At 29.1% G+C, this 16,985-nt stretch carries 20 protein-coding genes and 4 tRNA genes; 4 read left to right on the top strand and 20 right to left on the bottom strand.

The features are described 5' to 3' along the window. Positions 1–50 precede the first annotated feature (50 nt). Complete coding sequence (locus GKG00_RS02490) at positions 51–1,892, top strand: ATP-dependent helicase (protein WP_154254103.1); 1,842 nt, start codon at positions 51–53, stop codon at positions 1,890–1,892. Positions 1,893–1,919: 27 nt separating this feature from the next. Here GKG00_RS02490 and GKG00_RS02485 read toward each other — a convergent pair whose 3' ends face one another. Both GKG00_RS02485 and GKG00_RS02480 read right to left on the bottom strand, forming a co-directional pair. Continuing rightward, on the bottom strand, positions 1,920–2,483 hold the full coding sequence (locus GKG00_RS02485; RefSeq protein ID WP_002836263.1) for a redoxin domain-containing protein: 564 nt from the start codon (positions 2,481–2,483) through the stop codon (positions 1,920–1,922). Between the two features lie 130 nt (positions 2,484–2,613). Further along, positions 2,614–3,570: a DUF1002 domain-containing protein gene (locus tag GKG00_RS02480; protein ID WP_154254102.1), complete on the bottom strand. Its 957-nt coding sequence runs from the start codon at positions 3,568–3,570 to the stop codon at positions 2,614–2,616. Between the two features lie 177 nt (positions 3,571–3,747). Between GKG00_RS02480 and GKG00_RS02475 the strand changes: the two genes are divergently transcribed. Beyond that, positions 3,748–3,834 (top strand) — tRNA-Leu (locus tag GKG00_RS02475). Between the two features lie 270 nt (positions 3,835–4,104). Here the strand turns inward: GKG00_RS02475 and GKG00_RS02470 are convergent. The 4 genes from GKG00_RS02470 to GKG00_RS02455 all read right to left on the bottom strand — a co-directional run bounded on the left by GKG00_RS02470 (position 4,105) and on the right by GKG00_RS02455 (position 5,777). Beyond that, positions 4,105–4,188, bottom strand: a tRNA-Leu gene (locus GKG00_RS02470). Between the two features lie 3 nt (positions 4,189–4,191). After that, positions 4,192–4,268, bottom strand: a tRNA-His gene (locus tag GKG00_RS02465). A 125-nt stretch (positions 4,269–4,393) separates the two neighbouring features. Next, complete coding sequence (locus GKG00_RS02460; RefSeq protein WP_154254101.1) at positions 4,394–5,083, bottom strand: thermonuclease family protein; 690 nt, start codon at positions 5,081–5,083, stop codon at positions 4,394–4,396. Positions 5,084–5,102: 19 nt separating this feature from the next. Next, entirely contained in the window at positions 5,103–5,777 is a 675-nt protein-coding gene (locus GKG00_RS02455) for a glucosaminidase domain-containing protein (protein WP_154254100.1), read from the bottom strand. Between the two features lie 116 nt (positions 5,778–5,893). Between GKG00_RS02455 and GKG00_RS02450 the strand changes: the two genes are divergently transcribed. Together GKG00_RS02450 and GKG00_RS02445 are read left to right on the top strand one after the other, a co-directional pair. Next, positions 5,894–5,969: transfer RNA gene (locus GKG00_RS02450), tRNA-Thr, on the top strand. A 27-nt stretch (positions 5,970–5,996) separates the two neighbouring features. After that, the gene (locus GKG00_RS02445) at positions 5,997–6,884 is read left to right on the top strand and encodes a DegV family protein (protein WP_154254099.1); all 888 of its coding nucleotides are present in this window, start codon (positions 5,997–5,999) and stop codon (positions 6,882–6,884) included. A 17-nt stretch (positions 6,885–6,901) separates the two neighbouring features. Here GKG00_RS02445 and GKG00_RS02440 read toward each other — a convergent pair whose 3' ends face one another. Genes GKG00_RS02440 through GKG00_RS02375 form a run of 14 tightly spaced genes read right to left on the bottom strand, consistent with a single transcriptional unit; the run spans position 6,902 to position 16,983 of the window. Beyond that, positions 6,902–7,825 (bottom strand): RluA family pseudouridine synthase, encoded by a 924-nt coding sequence (locus tag GKG00_RS02440; RefSeq protein WP_154254098.1) that lies wholly within the window; start codon positions 7,823–7,825, stop codon positions 6,902–6,904. Continuing rightward, the gene (locus GKG00_RS02435) at positions 7,822–8,499 is read right to left on the bottom strand and encodes a uracil-DNA glycosylase (protein ID WP_154254097.1); all 678 of its coding nucleotides are present in this window, start codon (positions 8,497–8,499) and stop codon (positions 7,822–7,824) included. The genes GKG00_RS02440 and GKG00_RS02435 overlap by 4 nt, the downstream gene beginning before the upstream one ends. Continuing rightward, positions 8,499–8,945 (bottom strand): signal peptidase II, encoded by a 447-nt coding sequence (gene lspA / locus GKG00_RS02430; RefSeq protein WP_094203541.1) that lies wholly within the window; start codon positions 8,943–8,945, stop codon positions 8,499–8,501. Before lspA ends, GKG00_RS02435 begins: the two co-directional genes overlap by 1 nt. A gap of 8 nt (positions 8,946–8,953) precedes the next feature. Further along, positions 8,954–9,730, bottom strand: a complete 777-nt coding sequence (locus GKG00_RS02425) for a YlmH/Sll1252 family protein (RefSeq protein WP_154254095.1) — start codon at positions 9,728–9,730, stop codon at positions 8,954–8,956. 1 nt (position 9,731) lies between these two features. Next, entirely contained in the window at positions 9,732–10,004 is a 273-nt protein-coding gene (locus GKG00_RS02420) for a YggT family protein (protein ID WP_154254094.1), read from the bottom strand. Then, on the bottom strand, positions 10,001–10,486 hold the full coding sequence (locus GKG00_RS02415) for a cell division protein SepF (protein ID WP_094203538.1): 486 nt from the start codon (positions 10,484–10,486) through the stop codon (positions 10,001–10,003). The genes GKG00_RS02420 and GKG00_RS02415 overlap by 4 nt, the downstream gene beginning before the upstream one ends. Positions 10,487–10,495: 9 nt before the next feature. After that, positions 10,496–11,176: a YggS family pyridoxal phosphate-dependent enzyme gene (locus GKG00_RS02410; RefSeq protein WP_154254093.1), complete on the bottom strand. Its 681-nt coding sequence runs from the start codon at positions 11,174–11,176 to the stop codon at positions 10,496–10,498. Further along, complete coding sequence (locus tag GKG00_RS02405; RefSeq protein WP_154254091.1) at positions 11,176–12,333, bottom strand: HlyD family efflux transporter periplasmic adaptor subunit; 1,158 nt, start codon at positions 12,331–12,333, stop codon at positions 11,176–11,178. The genes GKG00_RS02410 and GKG00_RS02405 overlap by 1 nt, the downstream gene beginning before the upstream one ends. A gap of 37 nt (positions 12,334–12,370) precedes the next feature. Continuing rightward, positions 12,371–13,597, bottom strand: coding sequence for a U32 family peptidase (locus GKG00_RS02400; RefSeq protein ID WP_154254090.1), 1,227 nt, complete (start codon positions 13,595–13,597; stop codon positions 12,371–12,373). Positions 13,598–13,643: 46 nt separating this feature from the next. Further along, positions 13,644–14,288, bottom strand: a complete 645-nt coding sequence (locus GKG00_RS02395) for an O-methyltransferase (RefSeq protein ID WP_094224599.1) — start codon at positions 14,286–14,288, stop codon at positions 13,644–13,646. Further along, complete coding sequence (locus GKG00_RS02390) at positions 14,281–14,619, bottom strand: YlbF family regulator (protein ID WP_094203533.1); 339 nt, start codon at positions 14,617–14,619, stop codon at positions 14,281–14,283. The genes GKG00_RS02395 and GKG00_RS02390 overlap by 8 nt, the downstream gene beginning before the upstream one ends. Position 14,620: 1 nt before the next feature. After that, positions 14,621–16,288: a ribonuclease J gene (locus GKG00_RS02385; protein WP_154254089.1), complete on the bottom strand. Its 1,668-nt coding sequence runs from the start codon at positions 16,286–16,288 to the stop codon at positions 14,621–14,623. Further along, entirely contained in the window at positions 16,289–16,741 is a 453-nt protein-coding gene (locus GKG00_RS02380; protein ID WP_094207035.1) for a Fur family transcriptional regulator, read from the bottom strand. It lies immediately after the preceding gene. After that, positions 16,741–16,983 carry a DUF1292 domain-containing protein gene (locus tag GKG00_RS02375; RefSeq protein ID WP_094224597.1) on the bottom strand — a complete coding sequence of 81 codons (243 nt, stop codon included), beginning with the start codon at positions 16,981–16,983 and terminating at the stop codon, positions 16,741–16,743. The genes GKG00_RS02380 and GKG00_RS02375 overlap by 1 nt, the downstream gene beginning before the upstream one ends. Between the last annotated feature and the right edge of the window lie 2 nt (positions 16,984–16,985).

Below are 16,985 nucleotides of genomic sequence, written 5' to 3'. Positions count from 1 at the left end.
AAATTGCGAATAATCACAAACATTTTGATATAATAATTAATGGTGATAATATGAAATTTACTGAAAATCAGCAAAAAGCAATATCTCATTTTAAATCTCCTGCATTAGTATTAGCAGTTCCTGGAGCCGGTAAAACCACCGTACTTCTTAATAGAATTAAATACTTGGAAAAAGTTCACAATATTGATCCAAAAAGTATTTTATCCATAACATTTAGCAAATCTCAAGCAGTAGATATGAAAGAAAGATTTTCTGAAAAATTTCCAGAAACAGATTCTGCGTATTTTTCAACGATTCATTCTTTTTGCTATTATATTATAAAACTACATTATAAAATGAATAATAGAATATTTAAAATTCTTGAATCCAATAATGATATTAATAAATATCTTGTTATTAGAAATATAATAAGAAAAGTCAATAAAACAAACTCTAAAGATGAAGACGTTGAAAAATTTTTGCAATATTATGGATACTGTAAAAATATGATGATATTCAAGGATTTTCCCAAATTCGATATCCAAAATTTTGAACAAATATACCTTGAATATGAAAACTTCAAGAAAAAGAATTTTTATATTGATTTTGATGATATGCTTACTAAATCATTTGAAATCCTCAACGAAGATGATTATATATTAAAAAGAATTAAACGTAAGTACAAATTTTTTCAAGTAGATGAAGGACAAGATACTTCCAAAATCCAATTTGAATTAATCAAAAAAATCGCCTATCCTGAAAATAATTTGTTCATTGTCGCTGACGACGACCAGTCGATTTATTCTTTTAGGGGAGCAGATCCTAGCTATTTATTAGATTTTAGTAAAATTTTCCCAGATGCTAGTATTTATTATATTGATCAAAATTTCAGATGCAGCGACAAAATAGTTAATGCTAGTAACTTGTTTATCAAGCAAAATAAAAATCGATACAATAAGGATGTTACTTCCACAAAATCATCAGACAGAAAAATAATTATAAAATTTCCACAAAACTTTTTGTCGATGTTTTCTTATCTAAAAAACAATATAAATCCTGAAAAAAAGACGGCAATTTTGTACAGAAAAAATATTTCCTCTATTGCCTTGAGTAAGTATTTACACGATCAAGATATTGATTTCCACTCTAGATATCAAAAAGATGATTTTTACAATCATTTTGTGCTCAATGATATTTTAAAAATGATTGCATTTTCTGAAAACAAAACGTCTGTTGGACTTTTTAGGGATATTTATTACAAATTAAACAGCTATATCAAAAAAACTTCCATAAATCAACTGGAAACCTATGATGAATCAATGCCTATTTTAGATCGTCTTTTGGATGATTCAACTCTAAGCAGATATTATGTAGACAGGTTTATGGACTTAAAATCATTTTTTTCAGGAATAAAAAGAGCAAAAGGTTCCAAAAAAATTGATATCATTATGAATGATATTGATTACAAAACATATATTGAAGACAGTGTTCTACTCCAAAATCAAAAGATATCATTGGATCTTTTGATAGAAATTTATAAATATTTGTTTAAAGATTGTGAGTGCTACGAAGATTTTATTAATGAAATTGAAAATTTGAAAACAATCCAAAAAGATTCGATAAAACATACTAGTAATCTTAATTTATTAACTGTCCACTCTGCAAAAGGTTTGGAATTTGATGAAGTATTCATTATAGATTTGATAGATGGCGAGTTTCCTACAAATATCGACTCCAACAACAAGAATTACGAAAATATATTTGAAGAAGAAAGACGAATGTTTTATGTAGCTATGACTAGGGCTAAGGATAAATTAACACTGTTATCTCCCAAAACTAGAAATTCCGTTGAAGTTGATTCATCCCAATTTTTAAAAGATATCATAGAAATTGAAAATAATTTAAAAAACTAGCTGTAATTTTACAGCTAGTTTTGCTATTTATAAGTTACCTACTAGATCAATTCCTGGTTTTAAAGTGTCTTGACCAGGTGCCCAGTTTGCTGGACAAACTTGATCACCGTATTTGTCTACATATTGTGCAGCTTGCAATTTTCTTAATAATTCGTGTGCGTTTCTACCAATTCCATCAGCAGATACTTCGTATAATACAACATCTAAATCAGGATTGATCAAGAAAGCTCCTCTTTGACTTTGACCGTCAGCTTCTTTTAAAACGCCAAATTGTTTTGATAAAACAAATGCTCTGTCTGATAACATTGGATATTCGATTTTTTTAATCTTTTCAGATTTATCATGCCATGCTTTGTGAACAAATTCTGAATCTGTAGATATAGAATATATTTCACAGTTTAATTCTTTAAATTCTGAGTATAGGTTTTGTAAGTCTTCTAATTCAGTAGGACATACAAATGTAAAATCTCCTGGATAGAAGAACAATAATGACCAGTGACCTTTTAAATCTTCACTAGAAACTTCTGTAAGTTCTTCATTGTGATATGCAGGAACTTTAAATTCTTCAACGTGTTTTTTAATTAATGACATAAATAATCATCCTTTCCTATTTAATTTACAATTTAATTATACCATATTTTGTAATGATTACAAGTTGCATTGATATTATTTCATATATTTCACTATATTAAAAAAAGAGGCTCGAAAGCCTCTAAATTTGTTATTTATTTGAATCAAAAGAATCTGCAATTGATTTTATGATTGAAGAGAAAAAGTTAATTATCTTATCAATAATACCAGCATCTTCTGCCTTTTTATAAATATCCTTAGCTCCTTCTATAACTTTACCAGAAATATTAGACAATTCATCCTTAATATCTTTTGAATCAATAGATTTCACATTAGAATATTTTTCGAAAAAATTAACCAATTCTTGTTTTTGATCTTCTGTAATTACATTTTCAAGATTATTCTCTTTGATTGCGTCGTTGACAATCTTTTTAATTTCTTCAAGAGTTGGAGCTTGGCCATTATTGTTAATATTTATATTCGCAATATTATCTTTTATTACAACAATGACATCATTTAATTTATCTCTATTAAAGTCACTTTTATCTTTGTTTTCTTTATTAATATCACTGACAACTTCTAGTTCTTCTTGGGCAACTTTTATTCTGTCACTGTCAAGCTTTTCACCATTTGACTCAAAAGCTTTGAATACACCAGTGAGCGCTGATTCTCCAGTTACCGGTCGAACTGCTGCTACCATTATTGTACAGTCTTTTACGCCTGCTGTAATTGCAGCATTTTCATATTGTTTTTCAGTAATTAATGTAATGTTTTTTGGTGTTGTAATATTGACTTTTATACCTTTGTTTTTGTTTTCTTTTTTGACCAAAACGCTTGAAATCATACTACCAGGATTTGAATCGTCCCCTCCGATGTATTTCAATAAATCATTATAAGTAACCATAACAGACTTTATATTGTCATCATCTTCAATATTCAAAAGTCCTTTTGTTTTTCTAATTTGAGATTTATCTAAGCTTTCACCATACACAAAAGTTGGCTTTCCCCATCTCTCATCAACAACCTTCGTGTCTATCTCTCCGGCAAAACTTATAGTTGATGATAATGAAATCAAAATAGCTAATAAAAAAACTGTAATTTTTTTCATAGATTGTTATCCTCCGTTCACATTGATTATAGCACAAAATCAAGCGTTCAAAGTCTACAAAATTATTAAGAAAAACTAAACAAAATAAGCCAAATCTCAAAGACTAATAAATTAATTTCAAATTTTTACAAAAATTCCTTTACATTATTTTTACTTTATGCTATACTTATAAAGTCAGCCGGAGTGATGGAATTGGCAGACGTACTGGACTCAAAATCCAGCGGTGGCAACACCGTGCGGGTTCAAGTCCCGCCTCCGGCACCATATACAAGATAGCTTTAAAAGCTATCTTTTTTTCTTGCAAATTTTAAAACCCAGGTAAAAATTTTTACCTGGGTTATTTTCGTTTTTTTATTAAATAATAGCTAAAATTTCTTAGAGAAATCAAAACACAAAAACTAAAATCATACCAATAAAAATTGTTACGTTTCTTGTTACGTTTTATCATTAAATGTGAAATCAATTAAATTAAATACACAAACAAAAAAGACTCAATTCCAATGATTTAATCATTTGAATTGAGTCGATATAATTTGGTGCAGGAAAGAGGACTTGAACCCCCACGTCAAAGACACTAGATCCTAAGTCTAGCGCGTCTGCCAATTCCGCCATTCCTGCTTATGGGGTGGATGAAGAGATTCGAACTCTCGATCTTCAGTGCCACAAACTGACGCCCTAACCAACTAGGCTACATCCACCATAGCCTCAATTGACTACTTTATAAGTGTACCATAATAAGATATGATTGTCAAGCATTTGTAAAATTTATTTCAAGTGAACTTGACTTTATTATTATAGCATCGTGTTTTTAATTTTGCAAGTATTATTTTGAAGATTTTGAAAAACCTTCGTCTTGCGCTTCTTTTTCTGTTACGAAATATTTCTCACCTTTTTTGAAATTGATTTTTACATCTTTGTAACTCTTCTGATTAGGCATGTGATATATTTTCAATCCTTTATTGTTGATATTTCCTTTTATCATTCCCCTACCTTTAGAATCGGTGTATTTTATATATAAATTGGGATCATTTACATAAAAATCTTTCCAGAAGCCTTTTTTATTCTCCCTTGCATATTCTTCGGCTTTTTTTAATCGTTCAGAGTATTTTTGATTGGTTGTCTTAGTGTATAATTTGGCCATTCCTTCTTTTAGTAATTTTTCATTAATAAATTCATCATCTAAGAACACATAACCTAGTTTTCTTTCATATACATCCTTTTTTTCATCGTCAAATTCTAACCTAACTTTTTTATTTTCTAGCAAATTTTTAGTGTATTCACTTGCAATTTTGCCTTCTTTGACATTTCGACTTTTATCTTCCGCTACACTTTCTGGTGTATCAATTCCTATAAGCCTTACTCTTGTCCTCTGTCCGTCTATATTTAATATAACAGTGTCTCCATCAACAACTCTGACTACTTCGTATAAATTATTTTGATTTTCTGTTTGAATAATTGTGTCACAGCTTGTTAAGGATATTAGTATTAATAATCCTACTAAAAATTTCTTCATGTTTTCCTCTCACTTTTTATTATTTATAGCTTGATAAAATCTTTTCAGCTATTAGTATCATATGATTATTGACTTTTTCTCCCCAATTCTTATCACTAGCATAATTTTTGTTCATAGCGTAAGAATTGTACCCTTTAAAATACTTCCCATTGTCGCTAAGATACAATATTTTGATTTTTTTGCCTATATCTTGAATTCCTTCATCAAGTGAATCATATTGACTTGCTCCGTTGTAAGGATCAGAGTCAACAGCATTGAATCCAAACAAATTATTCTTGTCTTTTGCTATTCTGCTTTGTCCAAAATCAGATTCATGATTTGCTATAGCTAATAAATACAAGGCGTTCACACCGTATTTCTTTTCTACTTTAATAAATGAATGCGCATTGCCCTTTAAATCAGTGCCTTCTAATGCAACCTCTAACATTCGTTCAGATATTTGAGATTTGTGAGTTGGATAAAACATATTATCTTCTGTAATTTTTAAAGCGCCTACTCTTTTAAATTCAGCCAAATCTTTTTCTATTTTGGTTAGCGTTTTCAACTCACTATCTTCCAATTCACTTCTTTGATAAGTGATTTTGTTAGAAAAAGAAAAATAATTTTCAGAATAATTAATTATTAAACAGGCACAAAATACCAACATAAGAAAGAATATTCCAACTCTTTTTTTTATTAGTTTCTTGTTTTTCATTCTGCCTCCTAGAATATGACTAGTATTTTATCATAATTTTTACAAATTTCCTATTGATTTTCATTATTATAATAACCTTGAATTATTGCACTCTAAAGCTTATAATAAATGTATATGCTGTTGTGGCTCAGTTGGTAGAGCAATTGATTCGTAATCAATAGGTCGGAGGTTCGATCCCTCTCAACAGCACCAAAAAACAATACTTATCTGGAGGTAAGAATGTCTATAAAAATAATCACAGATTCTGCTTGTCAAATAACAGATTCTAATAAAAATGAAAATTTAATAATACTGAATATGCCAGTTATTAGTTCTGATAAAGAATACATAGAAGGTCAAACAATTAATTCTTCAGATATGTTTTCTAGAATGAAAAATGGAGAAGTTTTCAAAACTAGTCAAGTTCCATATAAAACCTACTATGAATCATTTAAAAATGAATTAGAAAGTGGAAATGATGTTATATGCATTACACTATCAAGTGGACTTACTAGCACATTTCAAACTGCCACAATGGCAATGAATGCATTATTAGAAGAAAATAAAGATTATAAAATAATAGTTAAGGATTCTCTTTGTGCTTGTTCCGGAGAAACTTCAGTTATTAACAAAGCACTCAAACTTGTAGAATTAAATTATTCATTTAAAGAAGTAAACGAAAAATTAGATGAAATAATCTGCGCACAAGAGCATATTTTTACCGTTACTAACTTAGAGTATTTGTACAGAGGTGGAAGATTATCTAAGACTCAAAAGGTAATGGGATCATTATTGAACATAAGACCAATTATGAGTGTGGATAAAAATGATGGTAGCTTGTATGTTGTAGAAAAAGCGCGCGGCGAGAAACAAACTTTTATTAAAATGAAGAATTTAATGATTGAAAAATGCAATAACAATGTGAATTTAAATCAAACTCTTTATGTTTGCTATGGCGAAAATGAAGATGAAGCAGATTTATTAATCGAAAGAATAAAAGAAGAATACGAGTTCAAAAAAATAGTAAAGTATCCATTGGGATGTGTTATAGGTGCTCATATAGGTCCAAATCTACTAAGTATTTATTTTAGTAACAAAGATTTAGGAGACGAGTTATCAGAAGTTTAAAAAAAATACCTTCTAAGTTATAACTTAGAAGGTATTTTTGTGTAATCTAGTTTTGTTTTTTTTATAGCTGTGATAAAGTCCTGTTTCAAATTTCCAATTACATTGATATTTTCGTGAGTTTGAGGATGAACAAATTGAAGGTTGTATGCGTGTAGAACTTGACTGTCGAAAAGTATTTTTTCTTTTTTCAATCCATATAATTTGTCACCTAAAATCGGATGATGAATATAATTCATGTGAACTCGAATTTGATGAGTTCTACCCGTTTTGATTTGGACTTTTACAAGGGAATAATCGTCATTATAATCAAGTCTTTCATAATTAGAAACAGACAATTTTCCTTCGTCAGAAACCATCATCTTCTTTCTATCTTTAGGATTTCTAGTCATATATTCTTCAATTATTCCACATTCATCGATTTTCCCATGAACAATACACAAATAAGTTTTTGTAATTTCGTGATTTTTGATAATCTCTTTTAATTTTGAATGTGTATCGTTGTCCTTTGCAATTATTATTAGTCCTGTAGTATCTTTGTCTAATCTGTGAACTATTCCCCTTCTATAATCTCCGTCAACATCACTCAAACTTTCAAAATTATACATCAAATAATTCACCAATGTATCAGAATATATAGTCTCTGTAGGGTGAACTATTATATTTTTGTCTTTATTTATAATCGCAAGATAATCGTCTTCATATACGACATCCAAATCATGTTGCTGTGGTTTTATAGTTTTGTCTGGCTTTTCATAGTCAAATTTAATCTTATCGTTCAGATTTAACTTGTAGTTTTTTTTCTGATTTTTTCCATTTACCAGTACTTTTTTGTCATCGATAAGTTTTTGAATTTCACTTCTGGATAATTCAACTTCATTAGCCAAAAAAACATCCAATCTTGAGTTTTGATTAGAATCATCTATTAAAAATTCGTACATCATATATTTTCTATCGTCCAATCAATAGGTTCAAGCCCGTTATCCTTCAAATAATCGTTAGCTTTTATAAAATGATTGCAACCGAAAAATCCCCTATTTGCAGAAAAAGGAGAAGGATGTGGTGATTCTAATATAAGAGCGTTCTTGCTTTTAATTAAATCTTTTTTCATTCTAGCGTTGTTTCCCCACAATATAAATACTATCGGTCTATTAGAATTTCCTAATAATTCTATTATTTTATCCGTTAAAATTTGCCAACCAATTTTGGAATGAGAATTTGGTTTGTTTTCGATTACTGTAAGTGAAGTATTTAATAACAAAACTCCTTGCTTTGCCCATTTCATCAAATATCCATTGTTTGGAATAGGATAACCAAATTCATTTTGCAATTCCTTGTAAATATTGATCAATGAAGGAGGTGTTTTAACATTTGGCTTTACCGAAAAACTAAGTCCATGAGCTTGATTAGGATTGTGATATGGATCTTGACCTAAAATCACAACCTTGCAATCTTCAAATGGAACTAATTTAAACGCTTCAAAAATATAATTCATATCAGGATATACTCTGTAATTTTGATAATCGTGTATCAAAACTTCTCTTATTTTTTTATAATAATCCTTGTCCCATTCATCTTTTAATAAATCATCCCAACTATTTCCTATACTAACACTCATTATTTCTGTCCTTTTAAACTAAATATCACAAGTAAAATACAAGATACTACAACAGCTATATCTGCAACATTGAATACTGGAAAATCGTAATTAAAAGGTAATCTTACAGAAATAAAATCGATGACATAACCTCTGAAAATTCTGTCGATAAGATTTCCCAATGCACCTCCAAGTAGTAGCCCGTATATTACTTTTTCAAAACTAACCAAGCTTTTGTAATTCTTAAAAATATACACGATTACAAATCCAATTATTAGTAATGTAATTATCATTAAAATAATTTTCTTATTTTCAAGAATTCCAAAAGCCGCCCCTCTATTTTCAAGGTAAGTAAGCTTCAAAAATTTATCAAAAATGATAATATCTCCTTCTTTTAGAGAAATTGCCATATATTTCGTTAAATGATCCAAGCCAATTACCAAAATCATCATTAAAATTGTAACCATTTTTACTCCTAAATGTATTTAATATATTTTATTCTCAATTTGTCCTTTTTTGTGCTTCCCAAATATTCTATAAGCCTGTATCTACCATATCCTCTTATTGATACAAGAGAGTTTTCTTCAACTGATTTGCTTGTATTGGATATTACTTCATAATTAAGCTTGATTTTCTTGTTTTTTATCATAATCTGAGCATCTTTCCTAGAAATATTTGCCATCTCAGAAACCAAGCAATCTAATCTCTCTGAGTTAATAATTCCAGTAAAAGATTTAACCTTTTCTTCATCTTTTTTTATATTCTCTTCAATAATCGATGTCGAAATATTAAACTTTTTTATCTTGGCCAAATTCAAATTCAAAAAATTAATCATCGTATTTGTAGCACACATATAAAATCTTTTATTATGAGTAAAAATATCTCCGATTTTTTCACGATTAATTCCTAAATTCAATACAGCTCCTAAAATATCTCTGTGAGTAATTTCTTGATCAGTTTGTATTTCTAAAAGACCAATATAATCGAACATATTAATGTATTCTTCTGCGTAGCAATACCTATCCCACATTATAATAATGCTGTTTTCACAGTTTATTGGACAATTTGTAACCATATACCCCACATCGGTCTCTGTGTTCAAAATTGAAGTAGCATACTCTATTTCTTTTGGATTCATAAAATCAGTGGCATAAATAGTTTTTGTCCTTTTAACTGAAATAAGACTATCAATAAATCTATCGATAGTCTTCTTAATTTCTATATCTTGAATGTAATTTAATTCATAACTCATTTTAAACCAATCCTACTATAACCGATCCAATAATTTGAAGAAATATCAATGTTATTAATGGTGACCAATCTATAATGCCTCTATCAAGTCCAAACATATTTAAAAGTTTTTTTGCAGGATACATTATATAATCAGTAATCAAATAAATCGAATCAACTAAGGCATTGTCTATTGATACGTGAACAAAAGACAATATAACTCTAATAAATATCGACCATTCTATTAACTTTAAAATGGTTAAGAAAAAATTAACGATACTAAATCCATTTATCATAATTGGAAAAATCCATTATTTTTTGTAATTTGATCCTTAATCTTGCCGTCTATTTCTACCCCTTTTGGAACTAAAACAAAAATATCTTTAGTTACTTTTTGCATTTTACCATCAAGTGAATAAATAGCTCCACTAACAAAGTCAAATATTCTTTGCTTTACATCCTTTTCAAGCATTTCAATATTTAATACAGCAACTTCGTTTTTTAATATAACATCAATAACCTTTGGTGCATCATCAAAACTAATTGGTTCGTGAATATTAATCTTAACTCTGTTTAAAGGTTTTGATTCCACAGGTTTAGTTGTAGAATTATTCATGCTTACTATATTGTTTTTTGTTTCGTAATTTTGTTTTGGTTCATAATCATTTGATTCAGCTTCAACATGATCTGAGTCATCATAGTAGTATTCATCATCGTAATATTCGTCGTAATCGTCTTCTACCCCTACTAATTTTTTAAATGAATTCATAAATGACATAATGTCCTCCTAATTGTAATTTCTTTTACCAAAAATAAAGCTTCCAACTCTTACCATATTGGATCCTTCTTCAAGTGCCACTTTATAGTCATGGCTCATTCCCATTGATAAGTATTTCATTTCTATATTTTTGTATTCTGTATTTTTTATTTTATCATAAATTTCTCTCATTTTCTTGAAAACCCATCTAATTTCTTCAGGATCTTCTGCAAATGGAGCAATGCTCATCAATCCTTTTACTTTGACGAACTCTCTTCTTTCTATTTCTTCAATAAAAGAATTCAAATCATCAAGATATAAACCAGATTTTTGCTCTTCTTCTGCAACATTTAATTGAATCAAGCAATCTTGTGGTTTATTAATTGCACGAGCTCTCTTTTCTATTTCTTTTAAAACACTCATTCTATCTAATGAATGAATCAAACAAGCTTTTCCTACAACATCTTTAACTTTATTAGATTGCAAATGACCAATCATATGATAATTAACACAATCTTTTAATTCATCATATTTCCAGCTCATTTCTTGGGGCTTATTTTCGCCAATATCAGTTACTCCACAATCAATAGCTTCCTTAATCCTGTCGATGTCCACAGTTTTTGTAACAGCAATAAGATGTGGTGATTCTCCATGAGATGCAAATTTTTTCAAATTTTCATTAACTTCATTTAGATTGTCTTTTATACTCATTATTTTAAAAGTTCCCCCTCTTTAACAAACCTTGGATTTTTTACAATATAATCGTATAGCTCCAAAGTGTTTACTTTTCTGTTATTAACATCAATCTGTCCATCAATACCCGTTGAAACATAAGCAAATTTATCATCATTTTTTAAAACTTTTACAGCTACAAATTTTACAATTCCCGTTTCTTTTTTGATGTAAACGCCTTGTGTAGAATCTTTTGTAATAATTGACTTGTTAGGTATTTTGAATACTTTTGTTTTTTTATCAATCATAGTTATAGGCACAAATCTTTTATTCATTAAATAATTAATACCATCATTCATATCGCATACTATAGTTATGATATCTCCATTTACTTTTATGTCTTTTATATGTGCTGAATATTCGTTTTTATCAACATGGATTTCTATTTCGTCGTTATTTTTTAAATTTCTATTTAACTTAGAACTTTCCACATCAAAGGCCAAAGACAAATTCATACTATCAACTACTGATAAGCCTTTAGAAGTATAACTTTCATCTATATCTCTTAGATAAAAATCACTACCCATAATACTAGAAGAATTATATCCTACGAAGTTTTCATAATTATCAATATTGTTTTTTAACACTCCACTAACTGTTGTCTTTACAGTAGATGATTTTGAATTTAAAACTTGTTTCAATATTTCCAATTCTTTTTTAGAATGAAAATACTCTTCTTCTGTTATATTCTTTTTCTTATCATATTCAGACAGAAACTTACCATCAAAGTTTCTATTTCTTATAGAATTTGATAGTGTTTTAATATCTGTATCCTTAATCTCAAATTTACTTGTAGTCTTATCGGCGTGATTTATTTCCAAATCGTTCAATTTGTCATCTATATATTTTGTACTCATTTGTAGATTGATATCTTTCGGTACGTTTATTACATTAGATCCAACAGGATATTTTACATTTTCAGCCACTTTTGTATCCACATCATTTAAATAAATGTACTCATCTTTGAGAACAAGAGCATTTACATTTATTTCGTTTTTTATTTTAGAAATATCGTTCACAAGATATAAGTTTCGTTTGAATAAAAAACCTAATAAATTGTGAACAATAAATACTAATAATAAAAAAGAAATAATTATTATAAAAAATTCTTTTTTGTTAAGTTTTTTAGTTTTCATAATCTGATTATATCATAGTATAAATTACATTCCAAAATTAATTATCACTCTTTTTTCTCATCATAGAATTCGGTTGAAGTTTTTGTTCAATCTTTATTTTAAAAATTTGTTGAGCCTTATTTGCCACTTCAATTTCATTCATTTTTTCATCATACATTTTTTCGATCTTAGTGGTAATAAATCCATCTTCTGGTCCAAAAATTTCTACTTCGTCTCCTTTGAAAACTCTATTTCTTTGTTCAAAAGTAGCAATATTATTTTCTTCATCATAATCCAATAATAATCCAACAAAATCATATTTTCTAATGTAAGATGATGATTCGTACAATTGGTCGTTTTCATCAGGTTTTTTTTCAAAAAATCCTGTAGTAAAATCTCTATAAGAAACTTTTTTAATCTCTTCTAAAAGTCTCTTCGCTGTTTGTCCGTCAAATTCATTATTGTAATATTTGTCAATAGCTATTCTATAGCTTCTAACTACCGTAGCTACATAGTATTGACTCTTTACTCTACCTTCTATTTTCAAACTATCAATTCCTGCCTCGATTAATTTATCTAAATGCTCAATCATACACAAATCTTTTGAATTAAAAATAAAAGTTCCTTTCTCATCTTCTTCAATCGGAAAATATTCTCCAGGTCTTTTTTCTTCAACAAGTCTGTACTTCCATCTACATGCTTGTGCGCAGTCTCCTCTGTTTGCGTCTCTTCCTGTCATGTAGTTACTCAATAAACATCTTCCCGAATAAGACATACACATAGCTCCGTGTACAAAACATTCTAATTCAGAATCAGGGATATTTTTCTTGATGTCTTGAATTTCTTTCAAAGATAATTCACGAGCCAAAACAATTCGTTTGATTCCTTGATCCATCCAATATTTTACTGTTCTAAAATTTGTAACAGATGCTTGTGTCGACATGTGAACTTCAATATCTTGATTAATACTTCTAATAATAGAATAAATTCCTGGATCAGAAACAATAAGAGCATCTACATTAATATCGATTAAGCTTTGAATGTAGTCTTCAATCCCTTCCAAATCGTCATTGTGGGCTAATATATTCATAGTTATATATATTTTCTTGTCTCTACTATGAGCGTATTCTACTGCTTCTTTCATATCATCTAATGTGAAATTTTTAGATGCAGTTCTTAAACCATAGTCAGGACCTGCCATATACACTGCATCTGCGCCATAATCTATGGCTGTTTTTAATTTATCTAAATCACCTGCCGGTGCTAATAATTCAACTTTTTTCATTTAATCTCCTCAAAAATAGTCGGAAATCATAGACTTCCGACTATCGCTATTTTAATTTAGTTATGCTCATTCCATCATCTATTGGAATTATGGTTGTATCGTATTTTGAACTATCAGAAATAATTTCTAAAAATTCTCTTAATCTCTTAACAATTGTTATTTTTCTGTGTCTATGTTCATAGAATTCTTTTTCGCATACCATTCCTCTAAACAAAACATTGTCACATACAATAACTGAATTTTTGTTAGATAATCGTACAGCTTCTTCAAAATATTTTATATATTGTCCTTTAGCAGCATCGATAAATATCAAATCAAATTTTGTATCCATATTTTTCATTACTTCGTATCCGTCTCCAAATATTAATTCGATATCGTCATAGCCATACTTTTCAAAGTTTTCTCTGGCAAAATTTGCGTTCTCTTCGTAATTTTCAACTGTAGTAATCTTTGCAGCTGGACATGTTTTTTTCATGACAATTGAACTATATCCAATAGCTGTGCCTATTTCTAAAATAGATTTTGGCTGTTCCGTCAGTAAAATCATCTTTAATAGCTGTCTAACTTCTGGTTCAACTATCGGTATATGATTATTCTTAGCAAATTCTTCTAGTTCTAAAATAGTTTCATCTTTACTTTTTGATAATTGTCTTAAATAATCTTGTAGTTGTTCATTTACAATACTATTCATCTTCTAATTTTATGCCACCTTCTAATGCATCGTAGACATCTTTCAAAATCATAGAAAATCTTGCATCTGCTTGCAAATAAGCTGCTATATCGTGATTTGTCATAATAATATTTTGTAAGTTTTGAAGTTTTTGTACATCTTCAGGATCTTCTTTTCCTGTTTGTTGAATTTTTAATTGATACTCAAAAAGATGCTTTTTAAAATCATCTATCATATTTTTGTTAGTTTCATTCTTCTTATAAACTTCTTTATGAAGTTTTTTGAGCTCTTGAAACTCTTGAGAATTGTTCAACATTTGTGCTAATTCTTCAGCTTTTTTCTTATATTCCATATTATACCTCCATTATTACTGGCAATATCATCGGATTTCTCTTAATTTCTTGATACAAGAATTTCTTTAGTGTTTCTCTTATATTGTGTTTAAGAGTAGACCAGTCATATATATTTTTTGTATAACATTCATCTAGGACTTTTTGGACAACAGATTTGCAATCTTCCATTAAATCATTATTTTCTTTAACATATACAAATCCTCTTGAAATGATGTCAGGACCAGCTATAACTTCTTTATTTCTAGCATCTAAAGTAATTACTACAACTATTAGTCCATCTTCTGATAAATGTCTTCTATCTCGTAATACAACATTTCCTACATCGCCTACTCCAAGTCCATCTACTAAAATATTACTTGCAAATTTAGTGTCGACAAGATTAATGCTTTTTCTTGTAAATTCAATTGTATTACCATTGTCTGCAATCACAATATCTTTTTCTTTCATTCCCATATCAAGCGCTAAATTCGCGTGACACTTTAAGTGTCTCATTTCTCCATGAAGTGGAACAAAAAATTTCGGTCTAACTAATGAATGCATCAACTTTAATTCTTCTTGACAAGCGTGCCCACTTACGTGCACATCAGCCAAGGAAGAATAAATAACTTTAACTCCCATTTCCATCAATTTATTGATAACTGAACTAACTTGATTATCATTTCCTGGAATTGGTGTAGCAGACAAAATAACTGTATCAGTAGGATCTAAATGAACTTTTCTATGAGTTCCATTAGCCATTCTTGTCATTGCACTCATAGGCTCTCCTTGAGAACCAGTTGTTAGAAGAACTATTTCGTTTGGACGGTACCTATTGATATCATTTATATCAATAATAGTTTTTTCATTAACTTTAATGTATCCCAACTCACGAGCTACATTAACAGTGTTAATCATTGATCTGCCCGAAAGAGCGACTTTCTTATTGAAATGTTCAGCTGCTGAAATAACTTGTTGAATTCTGTGAACATTAGACGCAAAAGTAGCTACAATTATTCTAGCAGGTGCATCATCAAATAAATTTATAAATGTTTTTCCAACGCTTTTTTCGCTTAAAGTATAGCCTTGTCTTTCAACATTTGTACTATCAGCGAATAGTGCTAGAACTCCCTTATTACCTATAGAAGCTATTCTTCCAAAATCCATTCTATTGTTATCAATTGGAGTGTAGTCAATTTTAAAATCACCAGTAAAGAACAAAACTCCCACAGGAGTTGTTATAGATAAACTTGCAGCATCAGGAATTGAGTGACATACTTTTACAAATTCTACGCTAAATGCTCCAAGTTTTATTGATTTCTTATAATCAACTGTGTGAAGTGACTTCAAGCTTAACTTGTGCTCCAATATTTTGTTTTCTAAAAGTCCCATTGTAAGTTTTGTACCATAAACAGGAACGTCTAATTTTTTTAATACATAAGGAATTGCCCCGATATGATCTTCGTGACCGTGAGTAATTACAATGCCTCTGATTTTTTCCTTGTTTTTTTCTAGATAAGAAATATCTGGGATTACTATATCAACTCCCAACATTTCTTCATCTGGAAATGTCATTCCACAATCCACAACAATAATATCATCTTTGTATTCAATTACTGTCATGTTCTTTCCTATTTCGTTAAGTCCTCCTAGTGGAATAACTTTTAATTTATCAATATTCTTTTTTGCCATTTATTTCTCCTCATTTTTAATTTTTTCTTGGCAATCAGAACATATCCCATAAAACTTTAAATCGTGATTTTGAATATCGAAGTTGTAATCATTTTTGATTTGTTTTTCGACATCTTCTAATAAATCGTATTTTACTTCGTCAACTTTACCACAATTCGTGCATATTATATGGTGATGATGGTGGTCTTCATCCTCATCTACTAATTCATATCTGTATCTTTTATCATCAAAATCTAACTTGTAAACCAAGTTAAGTTCTTCAAAAATTAATAAAGTTCTATAAACCGTAGCTATTCCAATCTCCGGATCTTTTTTGCTTACTATTTCGTTCAATTCTTCCGGAGATAGGTGTGAATCCATATTTTCTAACAACGCTTCAAAAATTACTTCTCTTTGCTTAGTAACTTTATATCCCGCATTGATTAGCTTAGTTTTCAATGTTTCTATGTTCATTATTGCTCCTTTTGTGAATTCATTAGATCTTCGTATGCTTCAATAGCATCGTTTAATTCTTGCTCATTTTCTAATCCAATAAATTCAACTTGTTCCTCATTTTCTATATATTTCAAAATAACATTTTCTCCATTTAATACATCTTCTAATACGCAATAATTATCATCGTCCATACCAAATGTATTTATTATTTTAAATTCTTTTTCATTGTTGTTTTCATCGTATAATTTTATAGTTTCCATGA

This window comes from Finegoldia sp. BIOML-A1 (assembly GCF_009678325.1).
Lineage (GTDB): Bacteria > Bacillota > Clostridia > Tissierellales > Peptoniphilaceae > Finegoldia > Finegoldia magna.
This window is presented reverse-complemented; position numbering and strand designations above follow the sequence as displayed.

What these genes read in the sequence shown, in the direction of transcription:
- GKG00_RS02490 (WP_154254103.1), top strand. Translation starts at nt 51, where the DNA reads ATGAAATTTACTGAAAATCAGCAAAAAGCAATATCTCATTTTAAATCT.
- GKG00_RS02485 (WP_002836263.1), bottom strand. Translation starts at nt 2,483, where the DNA reads ATGTCATTAATTAAAAAACACGTTGAAGAATTTAAAGTTCCTGCATAT.
- GKG00_RS02480 (WP_154254102.1), bottom strand. Translation starts at nt 3,570, where the DNA reads ATGAAAAAAATTACAGTTTTTTTATTAGCTATTTTGATTTCATTATCA.
- GKG00_RS02460 (WP_154254101.1), bottom strand. Translation starts at nt 5,083, where the DNA reads ATGAAGAAATTTTTAGTAGGATTATTAATACTAATATCCTTAACAAGC.
- GKG00_RS02455 (WP_154254100.1), bottom strand. Translation starts at nt 5,777, where the DNA reads ATGAAAAACAAGAAACTAATAAAAAAAAGAGTTGGAATATTCTTTCTT.
- GKG00_RS02445 (WP_154254099.1), top strand. Translation starts at nt 5,997, where the DNA reads ATGTCTATAAAAATAATCACAGATTCTGCTTGTCAAATAACAGATTCT.
- GKG00_RS02440 (WP_154254098.1), bottom strand. Translation starts at nt 7,825, where the DNA reads ATGATGTACGAATTTTTAATAGATGATTCTAATCAAAACTCAAGATTG.
- GKG00_RS02435 (WP_154254097.1), bottom strand. Translation starts at nt 8,499, where the DNA reads ATGAGTGTTAGTATAGGAAATAGTTGGGATGATTTATTAAAAGATGAA.
- lspA (WP_094203541.1), bottom strand. Translation starts at nt 8,945, where the DNA reads ATGGTTACAATTTTAATGATGATTTTGGTAATTGGCTTGGATCATTTA.
- GKG00_RS02425 (WP_154254095.1), bottom strand. Translation starts at nt 9,730, where the DNA reads ATGAGTTATGAATTAAATTACATTCAAGATATAGAAATTAAGAAGACT.
- GKG00_RS02420 (WP_154254094.1), bottom strand. Translation starts at nt 10,004, where the DNA reads ATGATAAATGGATTTAGTATCGTTAATTTTTTCTTAACCATTTTAAAG.
- GKG00_RS02415 (WP_094203538.1), bottom strand. Translation starts at nt 10,486, where the DNA reads ATGTCATTTATGAATTCATTTAAAAAATTAGTAGGGGTAGAAGACGAT.
- GKG00_RS02410 (WP_154254093.1), bottom strand. Translation starts at nt 11,176, where the DNA reads ATGAGTATAAAAGACAATCTAAATGAAGTTAATGAAAATTTGAAAAAA.
- GKG00_RS02405 (WP_154254091.1), bottom strand. Translation starts at nt 12,333, where the DNA reads ATGAAAACTAAAAAACTTAACAAAAAAGAATTTTTTATAATAATTATT.
- GKG00_RS02400 (WP_154254090.1), bottom strand. Translation starts at nt 13,597, where the DNA reads ATGAAAAAAGTTGAATTATTAGCACCGGCAGGTGATTTAGATAAATTA.
- GKG00_RS02395 (WP_094224599.1), bottom strand. Translation starts at nt 14,288, where the DNA reads ATGAATAGTATTGTAAATGAACAACTACAAGATTATTTAAGACAATTA.
- GKG00_RS02390 (WP_094203533.1), bottom strand. Translation starts at nt 14,619, where the DNA reads ATGGAATATAAGAAAAAAGCTGAAGAATTAGCACAAATGTTGAACAAT.
- GKG00_RS02385 (WP_154254089.1), bottom strand. Translation starts at nt 16,288, where the DNA reads ATGGCAAAAAAGAATATTGATAAATTAAAAGTTATTCCACTAGGAGGA.
- GKG00_RS02380 (WP_094207035.1), bottom strand. Translation starts at nt 16,741, where the DNA reads ATGAACATAGAAACATTGAAAACTAAGCTAATCAATGCGGGATATAAA.
- GKG00_RS02375 (WP_094224597.1), bottom strand. Translation starts at nt 16,983, where the DNA reads ATGGAAACTATAAAATTATACGATGAAAACAACAATGAAAAAGAATTT.